Origin of the sequence: Dyella terrae (assembly GCF_004322705.1) — a bacterium.
Classification (GTDB): Bacteria; Pseudomonadota; Gammaproteobacteria; order Xanthomonadales; family Rhodanobacteraceae; genus Dyella_D; species Dyella_D terrae.
Genome location: NZ_SIZZ01000001.1, coordinates 1,470,826 through 1,496,970, shown reverse-complemented (window position 1 = coordinate 1,496,970; position 26,145 = coordinate 1,470,826). Strand labels below are relative to the sequence as shown.

The window sequence follows — 26,145 nt, the reverse complement described above, 5'->3', positions numbered from 1 at the left end:
CCACTTGTCATTACCGGATACGCAAAAACATGGCTCACCTTCCGCAGCTTCGCATCCCCGCCTCCTACCTTCGCGGCGGCACCAGCAAGGGCGTGTTCTTCCGTTTGCAGGATTTGCCCGAAGCGGCGCAGGTGCCCGGCGCGGCTCGCGATGCGCTGCTCATGCGCGTGATTGGCAGCCCCGATCCGTATGGCAAGCAGATCGATGGCATGGGCGGGGCGACGTCCAGCACCAGCAAGACGGTGATCGTGTCGCGCAGTGCTCGTGCGGATCATGATGTCGACTACCTGTTCGGTCAGGTGGCCATCGACAAGGCCTTTGTCGACTGGAGCGGCAACTGCGGCAATCTTTCGGCAGCGGTCGGTTCGTTCGCCATTGCCGGTGGCCTCGTGGATGCCGCGCGCATACCGCGCGATGGCATGGCGGTCGTACGCATCTGGCAGGCCAACATTGGCAAGACCATCATCGCGCACGTGCCCATGACCGATGGCGCGGTGCAGGAAACCGGTGACTTCGAACTGGACGGCGTGACGTTCCCGGCCGCCGAAGTCCAGCTTGAATTCATGGACCCTGCCGCCGAAGAAGACGGCGCCGGCGGGGCGATGTTCCCGACCGGGCATCTCGTGGACGATCTGGACGTTCCGGGCGTGGGTACGCTCAAGGCCACCATGATCAATGCGGGCATTCCCACGATCTTCGTCGAAGCTTCCGCCATCGGCTACACCGGCGCGGAGCTGCAGGATGCCATCAACGGCGACGCCAGGGCGCTGGCCATGTTCGAGACGATTCGCGCGCACGGTGCGCTGCGCATGGGGCTGATCACTTCACTCGACCAGATCGCCACGCGCCAGCACACGCCGAAGGTGGCCTTTGTCGCGGGTCCGGCCGATTACGTGGCTTCGAGCGGCAAGCCGGTGAAGGCCGGTGACGTCGACCTGCTCGTGCGCGCCATGTCCATGGGCAAGCTGCATCACGCCATGATGGGTACGGCGGCGGTGGCGATTGGAACGGCGGCGGCCATTCCGGGGACGCTGGTCAATCTCGCTGCCGGCGGCGGTGAGCGCCATGCCGTGCGCTTCGGTCATCCGTCGGGAACGCTGCGGGTGGGTGCCGAAGCCGCGCTGGTGGATGGCGTCTGGACGGTGACCAAGGCGGTCATGAGTCGCAGCGCGCGCGTGCTGATGGAAGGATGGGTGCGCGTACCTTCGGCGTAATGCCGCCTCGCGTTCACTGACTCTTTCCTGCCATGGCGACATGGTTAGGTGATCGGCATCGGCGGGCTCCTGCAGGGGCCTGACGTGATGACGGTTTCCTTGGCTTCCAGGAGATGAGCCTCATGAGCGCGCCCGACATCCGTTCCGCCCGGCGTCCCGATCCCGACCAGCCCATGGTCGATATCGCCGACTACGTCGTTGACTACCGGATCGACTCGCGCGAAGCCTACGACACCGCGCGCTACATGCTGCTCGATTCCCTGGGCACAGCCATGCTGGCGATGTCATTTCCTGAGTGCGTGAAGCATCTGGGGCCGCTTGTGCCGGGCGCTGAACTGCCGGGTGGGGCGCGCGTGCCGGGCACCTCTCATGAGCTGGACCCGGCCCAGGCGGCCTTTGCGATGGGCACCCAGATTCGCTGGCTGGACTTCAATGACACCTGGCTGGCGGCCGAGTGGGGGCATCCATCCGATAACCTGGGCGCCATTCTTGCCGTTGCCGACTACCTCAGTCGGAAGGCCGCGCGGGAGGGTGGCGCCCCGCTGACCGTCCGCGATGTCCTGACCTGGGCCATCAAGGCCCACGAGATCCAGGGCTGCTACGCCCTTCTCAACAGCTTCAATCGCGTCGGGCAGGATCACGTCATCCTGGTGCGCCTGGCCTCCGCGGCGGTCGCCACGGCGATGCTGGGCGGCGACAAGGCCCAGATCATCACGGCCATCTCCCACAGCTGGATCGACAACGGCAGCCTGCGCACGTACCGCCATGCGCCCAACACCGGTCCGCGCAAGAGCTGGGCCGCTGGCGATGCCTGTCGCCGGGCCGTTCTGCATGCCATCAACGCCGTTTACCGGGGCGTCGTGGGCTATCCGTCAGCGCTGACGGCCCGGACCTGGGGCTATTACGACGTTGCCTTCAAGGGCAAGCCGTTCGAGTTCGAACGCCCCTTTGGCAGCTACGTCATGGAAAACATCCTGTTCAAGATCAGCTACCCGGCCGAGTTTCATGCCCAGACGGCGGTGGAATGCGCCATGCAGCTGCATCCCAGGGTCGCCGACCGGATCGACCAGATCGAGCGGGTGGTGATCGAGACACAGGAAGCTGGCGTGAGGATCATCGACAAGACCGGCCCCCTGGCGAACTACGCCGATCGCGATCACTGCCTCCAGTACATGGTGGCCGTGCCGCTGATTTTTGGACGCCTGACTGCGGGGGATTACAACGATGACGTCGCCGCCGATCCACGGATTGACCCGTTGCGCGAGAAAATGGTCGTCAGTGAGAACCCCCAGTTCACCAAGGACTACTTCGACCCGGGCAAGCGGTACATCGGGAACGCGGTCCAGGTCTTCTTTCGGGACGGCAGCAGCACCGAAAGGGTCGCCGTGGACTTCCCCATCGGCCACCGGAGGCGCCGGGAGGAGGGCATACCGGTCCTCATGAGGAAATTCGAGGCGGCCCTGAGAGGGCACTTGCCGGCCCACCAGGTCACGGCGATCCTCGCGGCAACCGCGGATCCGGGCGGGCTCGACAGCATGCCCGTTCAGGAGTTCCTGGCTCTCTTCACGTTGTAAAGACGGCGTGACGTGAAAATGAACAGGCGTTCGGAGCGGCTCGGCAATTGTTCAATTTTTGCTAAACTCTCCGCGCCCGTTTCGGGTGGTTATGCTTCATCGGCCTGTAGTTGTTGGCCCGGACTCTTGACGGGGTCGGCTGATTGGATGCTCCCGTCTGGGGTGGAACGGACGCGAAAACCAATAAACGAGGAGACACCTGATGAAACGTAAGGGCTTGTACTTCCTTATCGCGCTGGCCCTGGGTGGCGTAGGTGCCGCTCATGCGCAGGACAGCACCGAAAGCGCGACGACGACCACATCCACTACCAGCTACGACGATCGTTGGTACATCGCTCCGACGGTGGGTGGCTATTACAACGATACCGATCGCAACACGAACAGCCGTCAGGTGTACTACGGCCTCGGCGTAGGTCGTTTCTTCGCACCGAATTTCTCGCTCGACTTCTTCATCGATCGCACGAAGCGCGACATCGATAAGGCGATCGGTGGCGGCAACTGGTCCAACAACAACTACGGTGTGACCGGTCGCTTCTATTGGGGCGCATGGGACGCATGGCGTCCGTACCTGCTCGCTGGCGTGATGGGCAGCTATCACTCCAACCGCGCTGACAATGGTTGGGCGCCTGCCGCGGAACTGGGCTTTGGTGTGTCCAAGACCATCACCGACAGTTCGGACATCCGCATCGAAGGCGGCTACCGCTACGACTGGGACGACAAGACGCAGCCGGAGAAGAATGGCTACGGCGACTGGTTCCTGGGCTTCAGCGTGGTGTCGCGCTTCGGCGAACCGCCGCAGGCTGCCGTGGCACCGCCGCCGCCGGCTGCGCCGGATTGCTCCAAGCTCGACAGCGATGGCGATGGCGTCAACGATTGCGACGACAAGTGCCCGAACACGCCGGCCGGCACGATCGTCGGTCCGGACGGTTGCCCGCAGAAGGTGGTCATCGACCTGCGTGGTGTGAACTTCAAGTTCGATCGTCCGAAGAAGGGCGAGAAGGACATCAAGAAGTCGCTGGCCGAACCGAGTGCCGATTCCATCGCCGTGCTCGATCAGGCGATCGATACGCTGCAGCGCTATCCGGAGGTCAAGGTTACGGTGGCTGGCTATACCGACTCGGTCGGTACGGATCAGTACAACCAGGGCCTGTCCGAGCGTCGTGCGAAGATCGTGTACGACTACCTCACCGCGCACGGCATCGATCAGAGTCGTCTGCTTGGCCCGGTGGGTCATGGCGAGAACGATCCGATCGATACCAACGATACGGATGCCGGTCGCGCACGCAATCGTCGTACCGAGCTGCAGGTTCAGCAGTAATTTTCAGCTTCACCGTTTTAGGAAAAAGCCCGGCGCAAGTCGGGCTTTTTCTTTTGCGTGTCTAAGGCTTATGTAATTTGATCCGTAAGAATTGGTGATTATTCATTGACCAATTCGCTGAACGGCCGTGCACTGAAATTCAGTAATTGCAGCGCGCCTGCGACAAACCGGCGTGCGGACTACTTAACAGTTTTGCTACACTTCTTTGGCTTGGTTGTTAGGAACTCCAAGCAAGGGACATTGAAAGTCCTTGTCTGTCGAACAGATGTTCTGACGCGCGATTTCCGTCTGGGGTGGAACGGACGCGAAAACCAATAATGAGGAGACACCTGATGAATCGTAAGGGCTTGTATTTTGTGATCGCCCTGGCCCTGGGCGGTGTAGGTGCCGTTCACGCGCAGGACACTGCCGGCACCACGACGACTGGTTATGACGGCCGCTGGTACATCGCGCCGACCGTCGGCGGTTACTACAACGACACGGACCGCAACACCAACAGCCGCCAGGTTTACTACGGCCTGGGCGTTGGTAAGTTCATCTCCGAGAATGCCTCGATCGACCTCTTCATCGACCGCACCAAGCGTGACGTCGATTCGAAGGTTGGCGGCGGCAACTGGTCGAACAACAACTACGGCGTGACGGCTCGCTTCTACTTCGGCGGCTGGGACGCATGGCGTCCGTACCTGCTCGCCGGTGTGATGGGTTCGTACCACCACAACCCGGCCGACAGCGGCTGGGCCCCGGCTGCCCAGCTGGGCGGCGGTGTGTCCAAGACCATCACCGACAGCTCCGACATCCGTATCGAAGCCGGCTACCGTTATGACTGGGACGACAAGACCCAGCCGACCAAGAACGGCTACGGCGACTGGTTCCTGGGCTTCAGCGTCGTCTCGCGCTTCGGCGAAGCCGCTGCCGCTCCGGCTGCCGTGGTCCCGCCGCCGGCCGCTCCGGACTGCACCAAGCTCGACAGCGATAACGACGGCGTCAACGACTGCGACGACAAGTGCCCGAACACCCCGGCTGGCACGATCGTCGGTCCGGACGGCTGCGCGCAGAAGGTCGTCATCGACCTGCGCGGCGTGAACTTCAAGTTCGATCGTCCGAAGAAGGGCGAGAAGGACATCAAGAAGGCACTGGCCGAGCCGAGCGCTGACTCCATCGCCATCCTGGATCAGGCCATCGACACCCTGAACCGCTACCCGCAGGTCAATGTGACCGTTGCTGGCTACACCGACTCGGTCGGTAAGGACGCCTACAACCAGTCGCTGTCCGAGCGTCGCGCACAGATCGTGTACGACTACCTGACCGCCCACGGCGTGTCGGCTGCTCGTCTGCAGGGCCCGATCGGTCACGGCAAGAACGACCCGATCGACAGCAACGACACGGACGCCGGTCGCGCTCGCAACCGTCGCACCGAGCTGCAGGTTCAGCAGTAATCAGCCGCAAGGCTGTACGGAAAAGCCCGGCGCAAGCCGGGCTTTTCTTTTTTGCGAAGGGCCATCGCGTTATCGTGCCCGGCAGACCACACCCGACACCTCGTGAAGCCACCGATCCGACCAGCGACATCACGCAGCAAACAGGCGCACACGCCGCGCCATGGTCTCGCGCGCGTGCTGAGCAAGCTTGGCGTGTGTTCGCGCAGCCAGGCGGAAAAGGCCGTGCGGGAAGGGCGTGTCAGCGTGGACGGGCGTGTCGTGCTCGATCCCGAGCGCAGCGCAGATGCCGATCGGCAACGCATCCTGCTCGACGGCAAACCCGTGCAGGCGGCTCGTCGCGTCTATATCGCGCTCAACAAGCCGCGTGGCACGGTTGTAAGCGCCGCCGACGAGCGTGGCCGCGATACGGTGTATGACCTGCTGAAGGATGCGGGTTTGCCGTGGCTGGGCCCGGTGGGGCGTCTGGACAAGGCCAGCGAAGGCCTGCTCCTGCTCACCAACGACACCGTCTGGGCCGCCGGCCTCACCGAGCCCGAGTACCACGTCGACAAGACCTATCACGTGCAGATCGATGCGATTCCCGACGAGGCCATGCTGGCGCGGCTGACCGAGGGCGTGGTCGATGAGGGCGAGCGACTGGTCGCCCGGGCCGTCAATGTGCTGCGGACCGGTGAAAAGAACGCCTGGCTCCATATCGTGCTCGACGAAGGACGCAATCGCCACATTCGGCGACTGCTCGGCGCGCATGACATCGGCGTGCTGCGGCTCATCCGCGTCGCCATCGGTTCGCTCCCGCTGGGCGAACTGGCGAAAGGGCAATGGCGGCACCTGAGCGACGCCGAAGTCGCGATGCTGTCGGCTCGAAAGCCGAAGAACTAGTCAGCAACCAGCCAGTCCAGGTGCCATGTGGCCGGGCGGTCGCGGGAAAGCAGCTGCGCCATGGCCAGCATCGAATCGCGCAGTACCTCGTCGAACTTCCATGGCGCGTTGAGGATCACCATGCCGGTGCCATTGAGGCGCAGCGGAGAATCGTCCGGTGACACCAGCACCTCGGCACGCAGCACGCGTTTGGCACCGCTGCGCTGAGTCCAGCGCAGGAACGGCTGCACCTGGCTGCGCAGCTTGATCGGATACCACACGGCATACATGCCCGTCGGCCAGCGCAGCAGAGCCGCCTTGAGTGCCTGCTCGATCTGTCGATATTCCGCTTCCTGCGCTTCGTAGGGTGGATCGATCAGCACCAGGCCGCGCTTTTCGCGTGGCGGCAAAAGCGCCTTGAGCGCCTCGTAACCATTGCGCTCGTGTACGTGCACGCGACGGTCCTGTCGAAACAGTTCGCGCAGGCGCAGTGCCTCTTCCGGATGCAGTTCGCACAGCTGCGCGCTGTCGCCTTCGCGCAGCGCCCTGGCCGCCTGAAGGGGTGAGCCGGGATAAAGATGCAGCGAGCCATCGTTGCCTGGCAGCGTCAGGATGCTGTCCAGCCAGCGCCGCAGCAGCGGCGGCAGCGGCGCGGTGCGTGCGGGCGTGTCGTGCAGGTCCGGGAAGAGCAGGCGGGCAATGCCATCCTTGTATTCGCCGGTCTTGCCCGCCTCGGGGCTGTTCAGCGCATAGCAGCCGCTACCGGCGTGCGTTTCCACGAAACAGAACGGCGTGGGCTTGGCCTTGAGCGACTCGATCAGCGCAAGCAACACCGCGTGCTTGAGGACATCGGCGAAATTGCCGGCATGATAGGCATGGCGATAGTTCATGGCGGCTCTCGGGTGGGGCAGCGCATTGTAGCGGCCTGGACGTCCACGTCGGGAAACGGAATGCGCCCGCAGTCCGCTTGAAGCCATGTCCAGAGTTGAGTCGCACCCTGGCCTCTGGCTAAGCTCCGGTCATGGTCCGCTCCCTTTTTCCCCGTCTTCGTCGAAGCCTGCTGCTCTTGCTGCTGGCCATCGGTGCGTGGACGGCGATGACCGGATCGGCATGGGCCATGGTCGATTGCTGCGGTCCCACACAGGCGATGGCAGGCATGGCCGATATGCCATCACATGGCGATCACGCTGACCACGGCGATCGCGCCGGGCATGCCGGTGTCGATGCCTGCCCGTGTGCGCATGCGTGCGCTGCCATGCCGCGCATGGACGTGTCATTCATGCCGACACCCATGCAGGGTGGCGCGTCCTTCGTTCCCTCCGCGTTGGAGGCGCCGCAACCACCCGGCTCTCCGCCTTTAAGGCCACCTTTGGCCTGATCGAACACAACGTCACCGCTCACGCATGAGTGAGCCCTTGGTGTGCGCAGTCATCCGTCCGGACGTCAGCCTTGACGCTCCCATCCGCTGCGCGACGTTCGAGGCCTGCACCCGCAGGCCACATAGTGTTGGAGCAAGACATGAAGCAAGCAGATCCGCGTGGCATCCATTTGCCGCGTCGTCGATTCGTCCAGGGACTGGCGCTGGGCGGCGTAGCCGCCGGGCTGGGCCTTTGGCGCGGCAATGCCTTCGCGCAGGCGCTCACGGCGCCACGTCGCGAACTGAGTGGCAACCATTTTGAGCTGGAGATCGGTGAGCTGCCGGTCGATTTCACCGGACGCAAGCGCATCGCGACCGTTGTCAATGGCCAGCTGCCGGCACCGCTGCTGCGCTGGCGCCAGGGTGAAACCGTGACCTTGCGCGTGCGCAATCGCATGGCGGTTACCAGCTCGATCCACTGGCATGGCATCATCCTGCCGGCCGATATGGACGGTGTGCCGGGCCTGAGTTTCGAAGGCATTCCGCCGGGCGGCGAATTCACCTATCGCTTCTCCGTGAATCAGGCGGGCACGTACTGGTATCACAGCCATTCGCGCTTCCAGGAGCAGACGGGCCTTTACGGACCGATCGTCGTCGAGCCACGTGCAGGCGAGCGTCATCCGACGCAGCGCGACTACACCATCCTGCTCAGCGACTGGACCGATACCGATCCGGAGCGCATCTACGCCAACCTCAAGAAGCAGGGCGACTACTACAACATCGGCAAACAGACGGCCGGCGATTTCTTCCGTGAGGTAGGTCAGCAAGGCCTGTCACGCGCGCTCGCCGAGCGCCGCATGTGGCAGCAAATGCGCATGGACGCCACCGATCTGGCGGACGTCTCGGCCATGACCTACACCTACCTCGCCAACGGTCATGCGCCGGCCGGCAGCTGGACGGGTCTGTTCAATGCGGGCGAGAAAGTGCGCCTGCGCTTCATCAATGGTTCGTCGATGACCTTCTTCGACGTGCGCATTCCCGGCTTGAAGATGACGGTGGTTGCGGCTGATGGTCAGCCGGTGGAGCCGGTCACGGTCGACGAATTCCGCATCGCCACGGCTGAGACCTACGACGTCATTGTCGAGCCCAGCGCCGATCGCGCCTGGACCATCTTTGCGCAAAGCATGGATCGCACCGGTTATGCCCGCGCCACGCTGGCACCGCGCGAAGGCATGACGGCAGACGTGCCCGCACTCGATCCGCGTCCCTTGCTCAGCATGGGCGACATGATGGGCAGCATGGGGCATGGTGGGCACGACATGGGTGGCATGGACCATGCGGCGATGGGGCATGAGATGCCGACGCTGAAAACCAGCGTCGAAGTCGACATGCGCGTACCGATGCCGCGGACCAACCTCGACGATCCCGGCGTCGGCCTGCGCCACACCGGGCGCCGCGCGCTCACCTACGCGGACCTGCATGCCGTCGATGCACCCATCTCGCCACGCGTGGATCGCGAACTCACGCTGCGTCTCACCGGCAACATGGAGCGCTACCTCTGGTCGTTCGACGGCACGCGCTTTTCCAACGCTGAGCCGCTGCGCCTGAAGTACGGTGAACACGTGCGCATCACGCTGGTCAACGACACGATGATGACGCACCCCATCCACCTGCATGGCATGTGGAGTGAGCTGGAGAATCCGCAAGGCGAGTTCCAGGTGCGCAAGCACACCGTCGTGGTGCAACCGGCGCAGCAGGTCAGCTATCGCGTCAGTGCCGATGCGCTGGGACGCTGGGCCTACCACTGCCATCTGCTCTATCACATGGAAGCGGGCATGTTCCGCGAAGTGGTGGTGGCATGAAGCGGCTTCTCATCAGCAGCCTGTGCCTGGCGCTCGCATCACCGCTGGCAATGGCGCAGGACATGGATCACATGCATCACCATGGCGAGGCGGCAACAACGGATAAGCCCGCGAAGCACGACGAGCACGCAGGTCACCAGGCCGCGCAGAAATCCGACGAGCACGCACATCACCAGGTCCTGCCGAAGACCGACGAACATGCCGGTCACGACGTGTCGACGATGTCGAGCGCGTTGCCGCCGAATGATCACGTGCCACCGCCCGCGCCGGCCACCGAGCTGGCACCGATGTCGCCAGAACACATGGCGGACATGATGCAGATGCACGACCTCGCCACGCGCGGGATGTTGTTCTTTGATCGCCTGGAGCGCACGCGCAGCACGCGAGGTGACTACGCCACGTCATGGGAAGCGCAGGGCTGGTATGGCGGCGACATTGATCGCGTCTGGTTGCGCACCGAGGGCGAGCGATCGACCGGCGGCACGCACGATGCACGCGTCGAGGTGCTGTGGAGCCATGCGGTCAGCACGTTCTGGGACGTGCAGGCCGGCGTGCGCCATGACTTCGGCCAGGGACCATCGCGTGACTGGCTGGCTGTGGGTGTGCAGGGGCTGGCGCCGTACTGGTTCGAAACGCAGGCGACGTTTTACGCTGGCGATGGTGGCCGTACCGCCTTGCGGCTTGAGGCCAGTTACGACCTTCGCTTCACCCAGCGGCTGATCCTTGCGCCGGAACTGGAGGCGAACTTCTACGGAAAGGACGATCCGCTGCGCGGCGTTCGTTCGGGCTTGTCGGACGTCGAGGCGGGCCTGCGTCTGCGGTATGAATTCAGCCGCCGGTTCGCACCTTATGTTGGCGTGAACTGGACGCGTCGCTTTGCCGATGCCACGACACGTGGCGGTGAGCCGGCCCATGAAACCACTTGGTTGCTTGGCCTGAGGATGTGGTTCTGAGTGAAGACGGCGGGCACCGGAAAAGTGCCCGCCGTTGGTTGATCAATACGCCACGGTGATGCGCTTGTTGAGCTCATCGTGCTTCTCGACGCGGTCGAGCAGGGCAGCGGCGTAATCGGGGACGGTGATGCGGCTGTCGCCGTTGCCGTCGGTCAGCAGCTTGTCGCCGCCGACGCGGTAGGTGCCGGAACGTTCGCCATCCTCGATCAGCGCAGCCGGACTGACATACGTCCACTCCACCGTCGAATGGCTGGCGCGGAACACGTCGAGCGCCTTGCCCTGGCCCTCGGCCTCAGGCTTCCACGCTGCCGGGAAGTTCGGGTCGTCCATCACGCGGATGCCTGGCGCCGCCTCCAGCGATCCGGCGCCGCCGACCCAGATCAGGCGCTTCACGCCTGCCTTGGGCAGGTTGTCCAGCAGCACCGCGGCGTTCTTCGCCATGGAGTCCTGGTCGCCATCGCGACGTGCCGACAGGCTGGCCACCACGGCATCGACGCCGCGCACCGCCTCCAGCCACGTCTCAGGCTTGCCCGCGTCGCCCGTGACGACCGTGAGCTTGCTGTCTTTCTGGGAGAGTCTCGCCGGGTCGCGCACCACAGCGACGACGCCGTAACCGCGCGAAAGGGCTTCTTCGAGGATGCCCTGGCCGATATGGCCGGTGGCACCGAACAGGGCGATCTTCATGGTGGAGTTTCCTGCTTGGGGAGGGGTATGGGCGGCATTGTGCGCTGCGTGATTGATCGGATAAACGCGACTTCACGCAAATCAATGTAAAGTCAAACTAAACAATGGGCGAGGCGCCACGGCATGGAGCGGGACATCAATCTCAACAGGCTTGCCGTCTTCGTGGCGTTGGTGCAGGCCGGTTCGTTCACGGCCGCCGCCGAGCAGTTGGGCATGACCAAGGCGATGGTGAGTCAGCACGTGGCGCGCCTTGAACAGGAGCTTGGCGTGACCCTGCTGGTGCGCAGTACGCGTCGCATGTCGCTCACGGAAGCAGGCGCCGCGTTCCATGCGGACTGCGTTCGCATCCTCGCCGAGACGGAAGCGGCCATCGAGCGCGTCAGCGAGAATCGCGATGCGCCGCGCGGCACCTTGCGGCTGACCGCATCGCTGGATTACGGCACCGCGGTGGTGGCGCCCGCGCTTGCCAGTTACATGCTCACGTACCCGCAGGTGCAGGTGGATCTGGTGCTGAGCGACCATCTCAGTGATCTGATCGCCGAGCGCTTCGATCTGGCCATTCGTGGCGGTTCCCTTCGCGATTCCACGCTGCGTGCGACGCGCCTTTCCGGCTTTCGCCAGCTCGTCGTGGCGTCACCGTCGTATGTGGCGCGCGCAGGTACGCCGAAAAGGCCCGAGGATCTGGCGACGTTCGCCTGGGTGGCGATGTCGGCATTGTCGTCGCCACTGACCTGGACGTTCACGCACGCAAAGGGAGGACGCACCACGGTGCGCGTCCGTGCCGTGGCACAGGCCAACAACGCCTCGGCCGTGCGTGCACTCGTACTCGCCTCGGCGGGCGCCGCGATTCTCCCGGACTACCTTGTCGAAGACGATGTGCGCGCAGGGCGACTGAAGGTCTTGTTGCCGACGTATCGCTTGCCGGAAGGCGGCATCCACGCGGTCTACCCGGGGCAGCGGCCGCCGGCCAAAGTGCGTGCCTTCATCGATCACCTGGCGGCGAGTATCGCCGCCGGCTGAGGCGTCAGTCGACGACGCTGTGGCTCTCGGAGGTGCCGAGCAGTTCGGTTTGTTGCGGTTCGCCGCGGCGGCGCGTCAACAACGGCTGCATGAACACCGACGAAAGAATGATCACCACACCGATGTAGAACTGCCAGTCGAGTTCGCGTTGCTCGCCGAGCAATATCATCGCCAGCACGATGGCGTAGACCGGCTCCAGGTTCGTCACCATCTGCGTGCCGAAGGCGCTCATATGGCGAAGCGCGACCAGGGCGAGCGCGAAGGGAAGCAGCGTGCAGCCGAAGGCGAGCAGCAAGAGCAGCATCGAGTCGTGCGCATTCGGGATGACGAACGCCGGCCCGGTGTGTGGAAGCAGCGGAGCCAGCAGGGTGAGGAACACCGCACCCGTGCCCAGCTCGATGCAGGTCACCGTCAGCGGATCGCCATGCTCGACCAGTCGCTTGTTCAGTGATCCGAACAACGCCACCAGCAAGGCCGACAGCGTGCCGACCAGAATGCCCAGCCGCATGTCGGACGGTACGCCGCCCACGACCATGGCCACGCCCGGCACGACGGCCACGCCAATCAAAAGCTCACGCGGATCGAACTTGCGCTTGGCGATCCACGGTTCCACCAGCGCAAGAAACACGGGCCCCAGGGCGATGCACGTGGCGCCCACGGACGCATTGGCCAGCTTGATGGCACCGTAGAATGTCAGCCAGTGCAGCGACACCAGCGCGCCAATCCCCGCATACGCCCAGCGCAGGCGAGCTGGCATGGCCCGCAGGCCACGCCACACTTTGGGCACGAACAGCAGCGCCACGGTGACCAGCAGCATGCGCCACCACACGAGGGGCAACGCGGGCAGGGTGATCAGCTTGCCCAGGATGGCCGTGAAGCCCCACAGCAGGACGCAGAAATGGATCTGGAGGCGGGCCTTGTTGACGGCTTGCATGGCGGGCAGGGCAGTGGGCGACCCGCCATTCTAGTGTCGAACGGCTCCCGGCGTACGGACGTCTGAACGTCCGGGTCGGTCAGTCTTCGTCGCCTTCCTCTTCCTCTCCCCGCACCCAGTAACCGGTGGCCTTGAGCCATTCCTTGGGGACGTTGCGTTCGTCGCTGAGATACCGGCGCATGGCACGGGCGCGATGCGATTCGGTCGCGATCCACCAGAAGGTGTCGCCCTTGGGGGATTCGAATTCCGAGAGCGCGCGTTCCAGCAGGCGGCTATCGGCCGGATCGGCACCCTTGCGGTCTAGCCACTGCACGTCGAAATAGGCGTTGCTGGACAACGTCTGGCGATCCGCCAGCTGCGGGATTTCCGCCAGTACGGTCGCCGTGGCGGTGGCCGGCAATTCCTCCAGCCAGCGCCCGATCGCCGGTAACGCCGTTTCGTCGCCAATCATCACGTAATGATCGAAGTCACTGGCCACGACATAGGAACCACGCGGACCACCAGTGCCCAGGCGCTGGCCTGGTTCGGCCTGCGCTGCCCAGGTGGAGGCGGGGCCATCGCCGTGCAGCACGAAGTCGATGACCAGCTCGCCCGCCGTCGCGTTGTAGCGGCGTGGTGTGTAGTCGCGCATCGGCGAGCGTTCCTTGTCCGCCGGGTAATCCAGGCCGTTGGGGCCGGGCGTGGGCTGGACGATCTCGCCGTGGCGATTGGGGAAAAACAGTTTGACGTGATCGTCCGGCGCGGCGGACACGAACCCCTGCAGTTGCTCACCGCCAAGCACGATGCGACGCATATGCGGGGTGAGGTCTTCGACGCGCAGCACGTCCAGCTGACGCATCACGATGGGATGCCGGACCATGCGCGATTCGTGTGTCGACATAGGCACACTCCTTGACGTGGATCGAGCCGGGCCGCGTTCGCGCGACCCGGCCGTGGGGCATTACTCGCGATGGCGGCCCGTGGCGATTTCGCCCGCGGCGCGCTCCAGGATGTCGGCCACGCGCTGGGTTTCCGTGGCATTCCACTCCCCGCCGCGCATAAGCAAAGCATGCTTGAGTGCGTGCATGGCGTGACGAATCGACGTGGGCAGCGACATGCGTGCGGCCATCCGTGCGCTTTCCTCGGTGCGGTTCATCACCGCGTCCACCGCCGGGCGGTTCTGGTCCAAGAAGGCACGGCCGTCGTCGGTGATCGCGTAGAGCTTGCGGCCACCCTGTTCATTGTCGATCTTCGCGTGGCCCAGCTCCTCGAGCATGGTCAGGGTCGGGTAGACGGCGCCCGGGCTCGGCGAGTACTGGCCGTGGAACATCTCCTCGATGGTGCGGATCAGCTCATAGCCGTGGCGAGGCTGTTGCTCGATCAGGGCAAGAAGGAGCAGCTTGAGGTCGCCATGGCCGAACATCCTGCCACCGCCCCGTCGGCCGCCGCCGCGCAGTCCATCGGCCCACTCGGCGAAGAAATCCGCCCCGCCCATGCGGTCGAACGGGCCGCGGCGACCCCCGAAAAACGGCATGTCGTCGCGCTCAGGGCCGGCCTGGGGGCCATGCCAGTAGCGATGCTGGCCATGGTGATCGTGGTCGCGGAAGCCGCGCCCCATGGCGCGGAAAAAGAAATGATGGCGATGCATAGATAGGTTTCCGATATATCGTTTAGTGACAAGTACGATATATCGAAAGACTATCGAGAGTAAAGCGCCCGCGGGGCGGGCGTTGGGGCGCGCCTGCGGCGCTGTGAACGGTGAACGGTAAGAGCAGAAGCAACACCCTCGCTTCTACTGTTCCCCGTTCCCCGTTCCCCGTTCCCCGTTCCCCGTTCCCCGTTCCCAGCCTGCAACGCGGGCGCTCCTCACCGCTTCACTTCCGCCGTGCCCTTCATCTGGGTGAGGACCTCGCGACACGTGTTGTCGTTTTCTTCCTTGCCGGTGGCGATGAGCGGGATGAGCGCCGCAGCCGGAGCCGCAAAGACTGCCAGAGCCACCGCGCCACCACCGCGCAGAATCAGCGGACCCGCTTCAACGCCGACATCCGGATTCTTCAGCGTGCCTTTGACGTAAAGCGGCGAGCGAAGCGAGATGATGCGCAGTCCCTTGCTGCTCGGCTTGACCTTGAGGTCGAGCTTTTCGTTGGCGAAGTTCACCGTGCCATTGACCACGATGATGGCGTCCTCGGTGTCCATGACGAACATGCGCGTGGAGAAGAGGCCATTCGTCGCGCCCAGGTCGGCGGCCGCGCAGTTGATCTTCACCACCTTGTCGCCGAACAGGCGCGCGATGATGATGTTTGCCACGTTGAGGCCCGCCGTTTCGAGCAGCGCCTTGCTGACGGCGCCATCATTCATCAGCAGCTTCAGTTCACCGTCGGCGGTCCCCAGCAGTGCCGCCACCGAGTTGCCTTGTGCGGACAGGTTGGTGCTGCCGTTGATCTCACCGAAGCTGGTCTTCATCACCTCGAACTTCGGGAATAGCTGCTTGAGCTTCAGCTGTCGCGCGTGCAGATCGAGCTTGCCTTTCATCGGCGTGGTGCTGCCGTCGAGCATGATGTTGCTGACCACGGTGCCGCCGGCCATGCCGAAATTGAGTGGCGTGAGTTTCAGCACGCCGTTGTCCAGGATGATGTGCGTGCTGAGCTTGTCGATCGGCAGGTCGGCGTCGCGCACGATGCGCGCACCGGTGAACTGCACATCGGCATCCATCGCTTTCCATCGATCGGTGCGGAAGGGCTCCACGGGCAATGCCTTGTCCGCCGGCTGCATGACCGCATCGCCGCGCTCCTGCTTGTCCGCATTCGAATCGGCGCCAATTAATGGCGCGAGATCGGAAAACTGCAACAGTTGCGAGCGCAGGGTGCCGGCCAGCTTCGGTCGCGCGCCACCGGTATCGAACGTCAGATCACCTGCCAGGTCGCTGCCTCCGACGCGACCCCGAAAATGCTTGTACTCAAAATGACTGCCCTGAGGGCGAAGCTGCGCTGTCAGCCTGCCTTCGGTCGCATAAGGCGGGGTATCCGGCAGGGTGATGCCGGTCAGCGGATACAGCTTGGCCATGCTGCGGCCGGAGAACCACAGTTTGAGGTTCAGCGCACCCATGTGCATGGGATCGGTCAGCGTGCCGACGAAGGCGATATGCGTGTCCTGGACGTGGATATCCGCCTGCACGGGGAAGGGCGTGTTCGTATCCTGCAGCGCCAGTACGCCGCCAGTTTTGCCCGAGCCTTTCACTGGCGCGCCGTGGTACTTGCCCTCTGCCTGCCAGGCGAACTGATACGGCAGGCGTGGACGAGGTCCCTTGTCGTCATCTTTCTCGCCCGATGCGGCAAGCGTTTTCTTTGCCGCGGCGCCGGTGGTCTTCGCGGCCTGATCGCGTGCATCGTCCGACTGTTGCGCCACGATCTGGTCGAAGGGAATGGCCTTCTCGAGCGGGTCGACTTTCACGTCGAGTGTCAGCTGGTTTTGCACATCGCTCAGGCTCGCCTGTCCCTGCGAGAAACCGATCGAACCCAGTTCCAGTTTCCACGGCGAGGGCTCGCTGTCCTGCGGGAAAGTGAAGTCCCATGTGGCGCGCCCATCCTTGTCGCGTTCGAGTGTCAGCACGGGATGGTCAAGCTGGAGCATCGGCACCTTGATGCGATGAGCGATGAGCGGCAAGGGCGCCACGCGGAACCGCAGCGCATCGAGCTGCGCAAACTGAGGCTGCGACGCCCACTGCGGATTGGCCACGCGAATGTCGCGTGCTTCCAGCTCCGGCCAGGGCACGATCGATGCCAGCCAGCCAGCATCCGGCTCCCGTCGCCAGGTCACGCCGAGATTGCCCTGGATCACGAACGGTCGACCGATGGCCTGGCTCACCTTGTCGTTGATCATCGGCTTGAGGCGATTCCAGTCGTACGTGGCAATCACGACGATGGCGATCACGATCAGCGCGACGAACGCGCCAAAGATGCCGACGATCACTTTGCCTTTGCGCTTCATGCGGTCTCCCTCGTTATCCGCATTCACGAATAGCCCGCGCCACGAAAAGATTCCGTGTGCATGGCGCATATGCGCTCAGGGCCGATTCACGCTGTCGCAGGCGAATGACGTGGATCAGGTCGTCATGTGCACGTTGCGTGCACACTTCGTGAGTGAGTCATGGGGAATCGCAGTGAATACGAAGTACGACGCCTTGCAGGTGAGTTTTGGACGCTGTCTGCGTCGACCCGGTTTCATCGAGCGCTTCTACGAGGTGCTTCTCGCCAGTCATCCCTCGATTCCCCCGATGTTCGCTCGCACTGATTTTCGCGGACAGCGCCTGGCACTTCGTCGCGGCATCAGCATGGCCATCTCGTGGGCGGCGGGAAGCACGATGGTGCGGCGTCCGATGCAACAGATGATCGACGTGCATTCACGTACCGGACGGGCACCGGTTGAGCCCGCGCTCTATGCGTGCTGGGTTGACTGCCTGCTGCAATCCATCGGCGAGTACGATCCGGAACTGACGCCGGATCTGGCGCGTGAGTGGCGCGATGCGATGAACAAGGTCGTATCCAATTTCGCCGAGCACTATTAGCGGGTGGAAGAGCGGTGAGTTCGCTCGCTGTAAACGGTAAACGGTAAACGGTAAGTGCGAGGTCAGGTAACCTCAGTCGGCTCTTACCGTTCACCGTTTACTGTTTACAGGCGGCGCCAGCCGCCGACCTCCCCGTTACGGCGCCTTCGCTTCGCGCACCGGTACGTTGATGCTGCATACGTCGATCTTGCCTGCCGGCAGGCGATAGAAATCGTCGCGGCGATTGCGCTTGGCCTCGATCAAAGCGGCGAACGTCGGGCTATCCGTGCGGAGCACTTCAATCTTCGCGCGTTCGCTTTCCGGCAAGTCAGACGCCAGGCTCACCGACTCGATCGTCGTGCGCTGCGAAGCGTTCTCGTAGAAGCCCAGCGGGCCGGTGCCGCGCGGATAGGCGGACAGGAACTCCATGCCCTTCAGGACACGGCCGGCGATCGCCAGGTTGCGATCGAGGCCGCGTGGTGCCTGACCAATGACGGCATACAGCGAGCTGCCGTTGCCGCTGTCGGGGCTCACGTCGCGTGCCACGCCCACCGCACCGTAGCAATGCGTGATCCATTCCTGGCCGCTGGCCTTATCGCGTGCCACGGGGAAACCTTCGGAGAAGCCGACTTCCGGGGCATACACGTCGCCGTCCGGAAGGGCCGTCCACGGCAGCTTGCTGTCGATCGGACGCGTGTATTCCGGCGGCAGCGTCTTGCGCGCCTTGCCCAGCGAGCGGAGCTTGCTCTTGTCGCCCTTGTCGTCGTCTTCCGGGTCGGCCCATTGCGTGACGAAGTTGTCCTGCACGCGCACGATGGCCAGCTTGTCAAAGTAGTGCTGCTTCACCAGCGTGCGGATATTGGCCGCGTGCTCGGGTGTGAAGTCCGGTGCCAGCTCGATCAGCACCGTGCCCTGCGGGAGCTTCATCTGCAGCAGGTTGTTCGGATCGGGCTTGCGCCACTCTGCGGGCTTGGACTGTTCCAGCAACTCCTTCGGCGTCGGGGACTTGCCGGTTGGCGTATCGGCATGGGCAAGCGGCAGGGCGAGAGCGATGGAAAGACCGAGCAGGGCGGGAGCGAGACGCATGGCGAACCTTGGCAGTGGGTACATGCGCCGAACGTAGCAGAGGAAGTGCGCACCATGCACGTGGCGGGAGTTGGGTGACGGGACTATGCTGGCTCGCCGGGGGGCGAAGGGAAGCGCACATACGCAATACGTCCTGGACCGGCGCCTTGTCGCCCGGACTCCCATGAAATGTCACCTGCTTGCTCTTGCCTGTCTTTCACTGTCGTTGGGCGTAGCCGCCGCGGAGGTGCAGCACTCCGGCATCGATGCCTCGGCCCATGATGTCGCCATACGACCCCAGGACAACTTCTACCAGTACGTCAACGGCGGCTGGCTCCGCGCCGCGCAGATCCCCGCCGACGGTGAGCGCATCACGCCTTCGTCCGAACTGGATGCCATCATCCGTCAGCGCTTGAAGGGGATCATCGAAGGTCCTCAGCCGGAGGCGGCCGAACTGCGTCCCGACTGGCAGAAGATGACCCGCCTCTATCGCAGCTATCTCGATGAGTCGCGGCTGGAATCGCTTAGATCGACGCCCCTGGCCGATCTTCGCCAGCAGATCGCCCAAGCCGACACGCCTGAGAAACTCTGTCTCGCCATGGGCGAGCTGGGGCGTCTGTGGGTGATGAGTCCGTTCTCCAACTCGGTGCTCAACGACGCCGACGATCCGTCGATCTATGCCGTGACGATTTCCCAGAACGGCCTGGGCTTGCCCGATCGCGATTACTACCTCGAAAAGGGCGCGCCTTTCGAACAGGCGCGCGCCGCCTACGTCAAGCATCTCGCGACGCTGCTGCGACTCGATGGCGACACCCGGGCCAAGGAACACGCCCCTGCGGTCATGGCGCTGGAAACTCAGCTGGCCAAGGCGCAGTGGAGCGGGGCGGACAGCAGCGATCCGACCAAAACCAACAACCGGATCCGCATCGACACGCTTGCGCAAACGATGCCGTCGCTGGATTGGTCTGCGTATCTCAAGGGTGCCGGCATCGCGGGTCGCATCGACAACATTGTCGTCGCGCAGCCCGGCTATTACGAGGCCGTTGGCAAACTGCTTCACAGCGTGCCCGCCGACACCTGGCAGGCCTACCTGCGCACGCAGATGCTGACGGCCTATGCGACCTATCTCAGCCGTGTTTTCGTCGAAGAAGACTTTGCTTTCAACAGCAGGGTGCTTCGAGGCATCAAGGTGAACACGCCGCGTTGGCAGCGCGGCATGGATCTGATCGAGGCATCGATGGGCGAAGGGTTGGGCCGTCAGTATGTCGCTCAGTACTTTTCGCCAGCCTCGAAAGCACGACTGCAGCACATGGTCGACATGCTGGTGCTGGCGGCGCGCGAGGAGATCGATGAGGCCGATTGGATGGAGCCGCAGACGCGGGCCAGGGCGAAGGAGAAGCTGTCCACCCTGCACGTGAAGATCGGTTATCCCGATCGCTGGCGCGACTACAGCCAGCTCGATATCCGGGCTGGTGATCTCGTGGGCAACGTACGTCGCGCGCGATCGTTCGAATACAACCGCAACATCGGCAAGCTCGGCCACGCGGTGGACAAGGACGAGTGGTACATCACCCCACAGACGGTCGATGCCTACCAGTATCCGCCGCAGAACGAGATCGTCTTTCCCGCCGGCCTGATGCAGCCGCCGTTCTTCGACGTCGACGCGGAAGACGCAGCGAACTATGGCGCCATCGGTGCGTCGATCGGCCATGAGATCAGTCATGGCTTCGACAATATCGGCAGCCAGTACGCGGCGGACGGTCGCTTGCTCGGCAAGCCAGGCTGGTTCACGACCCGGGATCAGGCGCGGTTCGACGAGCGTGCGCATGCGATGGCCGTGCAATACGACAAGGTCGAGGTTCTGCCGGGCCACTTCATCAACGGTCAACAGACGCTCAGCGAGAACGTAGCGGACAACACCGGCCTGGCCATGGCGTATCGCGCGTATCAACTGTCGTTGGGTGGCAAGCCTGCGCCGGTCATCGATGGCCTGACGGGCGACCAGCGCCTTTACATGGCATGGACGCAGAAGTGGCGAGCCAAAGTGCGCGACAACGAAACCATCAGGCTACTGCGCAGCAATCCGCATTCGCCTCGCCAGGTGCGCGGGCAGGAGGCCTTGAAGAACCAGGATGGCTTCTATCGGGCCTTCGACATCAAGCCGGGTGACGGTATGTACCTGGCGCCCGCGCAACGCGTAAAGCTCTGGTAACGCATGATCAGAACGTGCAGGTGAATCAGTCGGCGTTGGCGGCCGGGGCAACGTGGCCCTGGCTGGCGACGGCGGCGGGAGCCGAGACGTCGGTGGTGACCATGGCGCCCAGCGTCATGACACACAGCAGCAGGCAGGCGGCGAAAAAGCTCTTGAGCAGGATGTTTTCAAGTTTCATGGCGATGTTCCTTTCGTACCGATGAATCAGCCGGTTCAGCCGGCGGGAGCGGAGGCAACGGGTGCGGCGTTAGCGATCGTGGTGGAGGCCGGAGCCTTGGCCGTGACCATCGCACCAACCGTCAGTGCGCAAACCAGCAGGCAAGCTGCGAAGAGACCCTTGAGCATCAGCGATTCGAATTTCATGTCCTTTCTCCTTGGATGAAGTGGTTGGGCTTTCACTGGATAGATGGCAAGGGTCGTGCCAACCGCATCGTTGCCTGGAAACCCGCGCCGTTGAGCCGTTTCTTCAAATCGTCATCGACGACTTGCGGTGTCCGCGGACGCACGTCCGACCGCGTCCGGACAGCACGGACAACGCACGTGCGGACGGTTTCACGTTTCGTGTACGCTCGCGCTTCTCTCTCCCCGGGTCAGGCAAATGGACGGCTATCGCTTTACATCGCCGCTATTCAGGGTCGAAGCAGGCGAAGACCTCGCGACTAACCCGGGTATATATGGCAAGCAGCTGGCGCACTGGCTGGGCGAGCGCCTGGCGCGCGAAGGCTACGACCAACCCGTGGTGATCGCCGAGGATTGGGGCTGGTGCGTGCAATGCGCTGCGCAGCCCGTACCCGTGTGGGTGGGCTGCGCGAATGATGAGGATTCGGAAGAGGGCGCCGCCATGCCGGATCACCGGCGCGTGTGGCGATGCTTCGCTGTCGTCGAGCCCGGTTTGCTGGCGCGTCTGTTTGGCGGTGCGGTCGTGAAGGAGCAGACCTTGCGCATTCGTACGGCGCTGGAGCGCGTGCTCGCAGGCGAACCGCTGATCAGCTTTGTCGACGAGGCTTGATCAGCTCGCCACGCCACTGTGCTGCGAGGCGATATACCCGGGTTCGTGACTGCTCAGCGCCATGCTGGCGACGGTGAGGACGGAGACCAGCACGCCAAAGGCGAACAGGGCGGCGAGCAGGGTGGATTCGAGTTTCATGACAGGCTCCTTGCAGTGTCGGGCTCAATGGCCCGGACCATCAGCCACTCAGGGTGGCGGCGGCAGCGGGTGCGGCGTGGGCAATGACCTGGGCCGACGACGGCGCCTTGGCGAAAACCATCGAACCCATCGTCAGCGCGCAGACCAGCAGGCAAGCGGCGAACAGACCCTTCAGCATCAGCGATTCGAACTTCATGACCTTTCTCCTTGGTGGGGAAGTGATGTTGCTTTCATGGGTTAGATGGCAAATCACGTGCCAGGGTTGAAAGGCCTCGCAAATGGCGTGGCTGCGCCATTTGTCGGCGATGGATCGCTAGCCGGGGCCTGTCCGCGGACGAAACGGGTGTCTGTCCGGACACGCGCGCCGGTCAGTCCACAGAAAAAAAAGGGAGGCGCAGGCGTTTGCTCTTGCCTGTGCCTCCCCAAGTCCTTCCGCGAGCGCTCAGGCGCTCGTCATGACATCGATTCAAACACCCCAGAGCTTGCGCGCCTCCTCGGCGATGACGTCCGGGTACTCCTCCTGGAAAAACAGCTTGCCTTCCGCAAGGCGACGCACGCCCTTCGATTGCGGGAACGTGCGATCCAGGTATTCCGCATCCGTCTGAGCGAACACCGTGTCTTCGCCACCCCAAAGCACGCGCATCGGGACATGGCTCTGCTTCAGCTTCGACTCGATGCCCGCCAGCGGATTGGGCTCCATCGCCAGGTGGATGTCGTGGTACTGCTTGCGGCGAAGCTCCGAACTCACCACTGGGCTGACGTAATAGGCGATGTGCTCGCTCGTGAGTACGGAAGGGTTGTGGTAGACGGCCTTGCCAAACGTGGCTTGCGCCATGGCCGTATCGCCAAGCCACGCTTCGGTGGCATCGGCCAGCTTGCCTGCGCGCGCCAGTTCGATCGCCGGCTGCGCGCCGGCGGGCGGGCTGTCGCCTTCCACATCGCCATTGGTCAGCAAGAGGCTGCGTACGCGCTGGGGATGGTTCACCGCCAGCAATTGCGCGATGCCGGTACCCGAGTCACTTGCGACGAAGTCGGCCTTGTCGATGTGCAGTGAGTCCATCAGCGCGACGATCATCGCCATCTGCGCGTGCGCATCAAGCGGCTGCGCGGCCGGCACTTCCGTGTAGCCGAGCCCCATCCAGTCCGGCGCAACACATCGGCGATAGGGCGACAGCCGGGCGATGGCGCCGCGCCACTGAAAGCTGTTGAGCGGTATGCCATGCAGGAAGATCGCAGCCGGGCCGTGACCGCGCTCGATGTAAGCGATCTTGCCCATGCTCAGTGCTGCGTAGCGGCGTGATGCCTTGTATTCGGCGGCGGTCAGGTCGGGCGTGCCGAGGGCGGCCCAGGCGCTGCGCATGGTGCCGGCACCTGCCACGTAAAGGCCCAGGACGCCCAGTGCGGTGGCTCCTGATGCCTTGAGGAACTGCCTGCGCTGCATCGTGATGCTCCATCGGTGGGGATGGGGCAAAGGATGCGGCGGGCAGGTAAACCCGGCGAGCACAAAAGGATGATGTTGAGCACGCCGGGATGATGTTCGGCACGGGTTACCGCGCCGCCGCAGGTGTAGCATGCGCCCCATGACCGATCGGCCATCGTGCTACCCGGATCCTTCCAGCCAGCTCGCGGCGCCGGGCGCCTTGCCCTGGCTGGATGTCTTGCAGACACCTGTGCCCACGGGCGTCTTCCAGTCTCCCGTCGATCATCGCCACGTGCTCTGCCTGCATCTTGGAAAGCCTGTGCCGGTGACCTGGAAGGATGGCCGGATGGAGCGGCAGGGCACGCGCCTGCATGGACAGTTTTGCGTCGTGCCGGCCGGGTCGAGCACGCGCTGGATCGTGTCGCAGCCGGCGACGTCGCTGCTGTTGCGCCTGTCGCCCGATGTCCTTGCCGAGAGTGGTGCCAGGCGTTTCGAGGACCTGGCGCCCGCCATCCATATTCGCGATCCGCACATCGAACGCATCGGCTGGATGATGCAGGCGGAAGAGCGCGACGGTTATCCCGGCGGGCGGCTTTACTCCGACAGCCTCGGCACCGCGTTGGCGGCGCGCCTGCTGGCGCTGCAGCAGCACGACGCACCGTCCGACCTGCGCACGCCTGCCTTGGCGTCATGGCGACTGCGGCAGGTCTTCGATTTTGTCGACGCCCATCTCGACCAGGACCTGACCCTGGCCGAGCTGGCCGCGATTGCCGGTTACAGCGTGTCGCATTTCAAGCCGATGTTCCGTCAGGCTGTCGGCATGCCCGCGCATCGTTTTGTCATGGAGCGTCGCGTGGAGCGGGCAAGAGCGTTGCTCAAACAGGGTGGGATGTCGTCGACGGACGTCGCGCTGGCGACGGGCTTTACGCACGGCAGCCACATGGCGCGATGGTTGCGTCGCAGCTAGGCCGCATTCAGGGGCATTTGCATCGTTGTCATGCGAGGTTGTGCGACGTGCGTATGCCTCAGGGGCGATGAAGCAGCAGGCGAACCACGGATGCTTCCAGCTGACGTGGCCGTGATAGCACCCGTTCGCCAACGAATCGCCTGAGCGTCCCGCGCTCCCAATGCACCTTGATGTCCGGGTGCACATAGCTCTTGCGGCATATGTTCGCTGTGTTCTGCAGCACATCGGCCACCGCTTCGAATACGCCATTTGCCGTTTGCGTTTGCTGCCGCTGATTCATATCCGCATTCGGCGGCGCTTTCGCAAATTGCCTGGCTGCCTCGACGGTGGCTGCCCAGGTGCGGAAGTCCTTGGCACTGAAATCATCGCCCATATGCCTGCGGAGATAGTCGTTGACCATGCCTGACTCCAGCGAGTGGATGATGTTCTGGTCATCGCGGTACTGGAACAAGCGTTGCCCCGGGAGACGCTGCATGCCTCGCAGCAACCGAAAGACGCGCGCATCGGTCAGGGTGACCGTGCTCCGCCGCCCGCCTTTGGCCGGAAAGCGCAGCTCAAGGCCTTCAGCATGTTTGCGAAGGTGATGGTTGCGGAGCGTGGTCAGGCCATAGTGGCCGTTATTCGTGGCGTAACTGTCATTGCCGATGCGCAGCGACGTCTGGTCCAGCAATCGCACGATCAGGGCAAGCACTTTTGCCCGTGGCCATCCGGGCCGTCGCATGTCGATACGCAGCTGGCGACGCAGGTGCGGAAGTGCCTTGCCGAACGCAGCGAGTCGTTCGAATTTTCCCTTGTCGCGAGTACGTCGCCACTGCGGGTGATAGCGGTACTGCTTGCGTCCTCGACTGTCCTTGCCCGTCGCCTGCAGATGCCCCAGCGGATCGCGGCATATCCAGACCTCTTCGTAAGCCGGTGGTATGGCCAGGGCGCGAATGCGCGCCAGCACCTTGGGGTCGTGAATGGCCTGGCCGCGGGTGTTCTGGTAGGCAAAGCCCCGGCCGCGCCTCACCCGGTGGAAGCCGGGCGCGTGGTCGTTGACGTAGTGCAGTCGGGGCATGGCGACGTCGTTTGACCTGTGAGGGAGGCTCGGGGCGCGGCCATCACTTCAAGCGCCTTATTCCGCTTCGTCGGTTTCCCGCGGGTTGCGTGAGGGCCGGCCCGGCGGGTTCGCCTGGTCCGGTTGCTTCGGCTGCTGGCGGTGCGGCTCGCCGCGAGGCTCCTGCCGCTGCGAAGACGTGTGGTTGCCGATCATCGGTTCGTTTGGAATCGGGTTGTTTGGAATCGGGCGCGGAATGTCGGGCGACGTTGGGTGGTTCGACGGTGCTTTCACAGGCCGCTCATGCGATTCGCCGAAGGTCCGTGGCGCCCGCTCAGCCATCGACTCCGTTCCGCGGCGGCTGGTGTCCTGCTGGGTGGCGTGATTCATGACGTGGCTCCTGTCCATGGGGTCACCGGTCCGGCACGGGCCCGGTGTCCGGACGTTGCCCATAAGTCAATCAAGAGGAAGTACCCAAGTCATCAACAAACTCGTGCACAAGTGGAACCGGCACCCATGACTTCCCGCCCATGTACTAGTGTGAACTTCACACTAACCTTCACTCA

The 26,145-nt window shown here is 63.7% G+C and carries 26 protein-coding genes; 12 read left to right on the top strand and 14 right to left on the bottom strand.

All coding sequences use genetic code 11. The annotated features are described in order from the left end of the window. Positions 1-29 precede the first annotated feature (29 nt). From prpF to EYV96_RS06660, 5 genes are all read left to right on the top strand, one after another. Positions 30-1,214: a 2-methylaconitate cis-trans isomerase PrpF gene (gene prpF / locus EYV96_RS06680; RefSeq protein WP_131150667.1), complete on the top strand. Its 1,185-nt coding sequence runs from the start codon at positions 30-32 to the stop codon at positions 1,212-1,214. Between the two features lie 122 nt (positions 1,215-1,336). Continuing rightward, positions 1,337-2,788, top strand: coding sequence for a bifunctional 2-methylcitrate dehydratase/aconitate hydratase (locus EYV96_RS06675; RefSeq protein WP_131150666.1), 1,452 nt, complete (start codon positions 1,337-1,339; stop codon positions 2,786-2,788). Between the two features lie 202 nt (positions 2,789-2,990). Beyond that, entirely contained in the window at positions 2,991-4,106 is a 1,116-nt protein-coding gene (locus EYV96_RS06670; RefSeq protein ID WP_131150665.1) for an OmpA family protein, read from the top strand. Positions 4,107-4,438: 332 nt separating this feature from the next. After that, positions 4,439-5,542: an OmpA family protein gene (locus EYV96_RS06665; RefSeq protein ID WP_131150664.1), complete on the top strand. Its 1,104-nt coding sequence runs from the start codon at positions 4,439-4,441 to the stop codon at positions 5,540-5,542. A gap of 102 nt (positions 5,543-5,644) precedes the next feature. After that, positions 5,645-6,421, top strand: coding sequence for a pseudouridine synthase (locus tag EYV96_RS06660; RefSeq protein WP_131150663.1), 777 nt, complete (start codon positions 5,645-5,647; stop codon positions 6,419-6,421). On the opposite strand, the gene EYV96_RS06655 is transcribed toward EYV96_RS06660, so the two are convergent. Continuing rightward, positions 6,418-7,290: a 23S rRNA (adenine(2030)-N(6))-methyltransferase RlmJ gene (locus tag EYV96_RS06655; protein WP_131150662.1), complete on the bottom strand. Its 873-nt coding sequence runs from the start codon at positions 7,288-7,290 to the stop codon at positions 6,418-6,420. The two genes, EYV96_RS06660 and EYV96_RS06655, sit on opposite strands and share 4 nt — an antisense overlap. 628 nt (positions 7,291-7,918) lie before the next feature. Here EYV96_RS06655 and EYV96_RS06650 point away from each other — a divergent pair. Both EYV96_RS06650 and EYV96_RS06645 read left to right on the top strand, forming a co-directional pair. Next, the gene (locus tag EYV96_RS06650) at positions 7,919-9,619 is read left to right on the top strand and encodes a copper resistance system multicopper oxidase (protein WP_131150661.1); all 1,701 of its coding nucleotides are present in this window, start codon (positions 7,919-7,921) and stop codon (positions 9,617-9,619) included. Further along, entirely contained in the window at positions 9,616-10,572 is a 957-nt protein-coding gene (locus EYV96_RS06645; protein WP_131150660.1) for a copper resistance protein B, read from the top strand. Before EYV96_RS06650 ends, EYV96_RS06645 begins: the two co-directional genes overlap by 4 nt. A gap of 42 nt (positions 10,573-10,614) precedes the next feature. On the opposite strand, the gene EYV96_RS06640 is transcribed toward EYV96_RS06645, so the two are convergent. Further along, a complete protein-coding gene (locus EYV96_RS06640) occupies positions 10,615-11,256 on the bottom strand; it encodes an NAD(P)-dependent oxidoreductase (RefSeq protein ID WP_131150659.1) in 642 nt (213 codons plus the stop codon). Between the two features lie 123 nt (positions 11,257-11,379). Here EYV96_RS06640 and EYV96_RS06635 point away from each other — a divergent pair, with 123 nt between their 5' ends. After that, positions 11,380-12,276, top strand: a complete 897-nt coding sequence (locus EYV96_RS06635; protein WP_131150658.1) for a LysR family transcriptional regulator — start codon at positions 11,380-11,382, stop codon at positions 12,274-12,276. Positions 12,277-12,280: 4 nt separating this feature from the next. Here the strand turns inward: EYV96_RS06635 and EYV96_RS06630 are convergent, their stop codons facing one another. The 4 genes from EYV96_RS06630 to EYV96_RS06615 all read right to left on the bottom strand — a co-directional run bounded on the left by EYV96_RS06630 (position 12,281) and on the right by EYV96_RS06615 (position 17,176). Beyond that, positions 12,281-13,210 carry a DMT family transporter gene (locus EYV96_RS06630; RefSeq protein WP_131150657.1) on the bottom strand — a complete coding sequence of 310 codons (930 nt, stop codon included), beginning with the start codon at positions 13,208-13,210 and terminating at the stop codon, positions 12,281-12,283. A gap of 79 nt (positions 13,211-13,289) precedes the next feature. Next, positions 13,290-14,090, bottom strand: coding sequence for a siderophore-interacting protein (locus tag EYV96_RS06625; RefSeq protein WP_131150656.1), 801 nt, complete (start codon positions 14,088-14,090; stop codon positions 13,290-13,292). A gap of 60 nt (positions 14,091-14,150) precedes the next feature. Further along, on the bottom strand, positions 14,151-14,837 hold the full coding sequence (locus EYV96_RS06620; RefSeq protein ID WP_131150655.1) for a PadR family transcriptional regulator: 687 nt from the start codon (positions 14,835-14,837) through the stop codon (positions 14,151-14,153). Between the two features lie 218 nt (positions 14,838-15,055). Continuing rightward, complete coding sequence (locus EYV96_RS06615) at positions 15,056-17,176, bottom strand: AsmA family protein (protein ID WP_131150654.1); 2,121 nt, start codon at positions 17,174-17,176, stop codon at positions 15,056-15,058. 172 nt (positions 17,177-17,348) lie between these two features. Between EYV96_RS06615 and EYV96_RS06610 the strand changes: the two genes are divergently transcribed. After that, the gene (locus EYV96_RS06610) at positions 17,349-17,753 is read left to right on the top strand and encodes a globin family protein (RefSeq protein ID WP_131150653.1); all 405 of its coding nucleotides are present in this window, start codon (positions 17,349-17,351) and stop codon (positions 17,751-17,753) included. Positions 17,754-17,888: 135 nt separating this feature from the next. Here EYV96_RS06610 and EYV96_RS06605 read toward each other — a convergent pair whose 3' ends face one another. Next, a complete protein-coding gene (locus EYV96_RS06605; RefSeq protein ID WP_131150652.1) occupies positions 17,889-18,818 on the bottom strand; it encodes a peptidylprolyl isomerase in 930 nt (309 codons plus the stop codon). 163 nt (positions 18,819-18,981) lie between these two features. Between EYV96_RS06605 and EYV96_RS06600 the strand changes: the two genes are divergently transcribed. After that, positions 18,982-21,009: a M13 family metallopeptidase gene (locus EYV96_RS06600; protein WP_165488616.1), complete on the top strand. Its 2,028-nt coding sequence runs from the start codon at positions 18,982-18,984 to the stop codon at positions 21,007-21,009. A 25-nt stretch (positions 21,010-21,034) separates the two neighbouring features. On the opposite strand, the gene EYV96_RS18750 is transcribed toward EYV96_RS06600, so the two are convergent. Beyond that, a complete protein-coding gene (locus EYV96_RS18750) occupies positions 21,035-21,187 on the bottom strand; it encodes a hypothetical protein (protein WP_165488615.1) in 153 nt (50 codons plus the stop codon). A gap of 35 nt (positions 21,188-21,222) precedes the next feature. After that, on the bottom strand, positions 21,223-21,372 hold the full coding sequence (locus EYV96_RS18745) for a hypothetical protein (RefSeq protein ID WP_165488614.1): 150 nt from the start codon (positions 21,370-21,372) through the stop codon (positions 21,223-21,225). Between the two features lie 235 nt (positions 21,373-21,607). Between EYV96_RS18745 and EYV96_RS06595 the strand changes: the two genes are divergently transcribed. After that, entirely contained in the window at positions 21,608-22,018 is a 411-nt protein-coding gene (locus EYV96_RS06595; protein ID WP_131150650.1) for a hypothetical protein, read from the top strand. On the opposite strand, the gene EYV96_RS18740 is transcribed toward EYV96_RS06595, so the two are convergent. The 3 genes from EYV96_RS18740 to EYV96_RS06590 form a co-directional block, all read right to left on the bottom strand. Continuing rightward, entirely contained in the window at positions 22,019-22,156 is a 138-nt protein-coding gene (locus tag EYV96_RS18740; RefSeq protein ID WP_165488613.1) for a hypothetical protein, read from the bottom strand. A gap of 40 nt (positions 22,157-22,196) precedes the next feature. Further along, complete coding sequence (locus EYV96_RS18735) at positions 22,197-22,352, bottom strand: hypothetical protein (RefSeq protein ID WP_165488612.1); 156 nt, start codon at positions 22,350-22,352, stop codon at positions 22,197-22,199. Positions 22,353-22,622: 270 nt separating this feature from the next. Further along, entirely contained in the window at positions 22,623-23,597 is a 975-nt protein-coding gene (locus EYV96_RS06590) for an alpha/beta fold hydrolase (protein WP_131150649.1), read from the bottom strand. 139 nt (positions 23,598-23,736) lie between these two features. Between EYV96_RS06590 and EYV96_RS06585 the strand changes: the two genes are divergently transcribed. Next, positions 23,737-24,543, top strand: a complete 807-nt coding sequence (locus EYV96_RS06585) for a helix-turn-helix domain-containing protein (protein ID WP_131150648.1) — start codon at positions 23,737-23,739, stop codon at positions 24,541-24,543. Positions 24,544-24,601: 58 nt separating this feature from the next. Here EYV96_RS06585 and EYV96_RS06580 read toward each other — a convergent pair whose 3' ends face one another. Next, complete coding sequence (locus tag EYV96_RS06580) at positions 24,602-25,600, bottom strand: DNA topoisomerase IB (RefSeq protein ID WP_131150647.1); 999 nt, start codon at positions 25,598-25,600, stop codon at positions 24,602-24,604. Positions 25,601-25,657: 57 nt separating this feature from the next. Beyond that, on the bottom strand, positions 25,658-25,969 hold the full coding sequence (locus tag EYV96_RS06575; RefSeq protein ID WP_131150646.1) for a hypothetical protein: 312 nt from the start codon (positions 25,967-25,969) through the stop codon (positions 25,658-25,660). Positions 25,970-26,145: the final 176 nt, after the last annotated feature.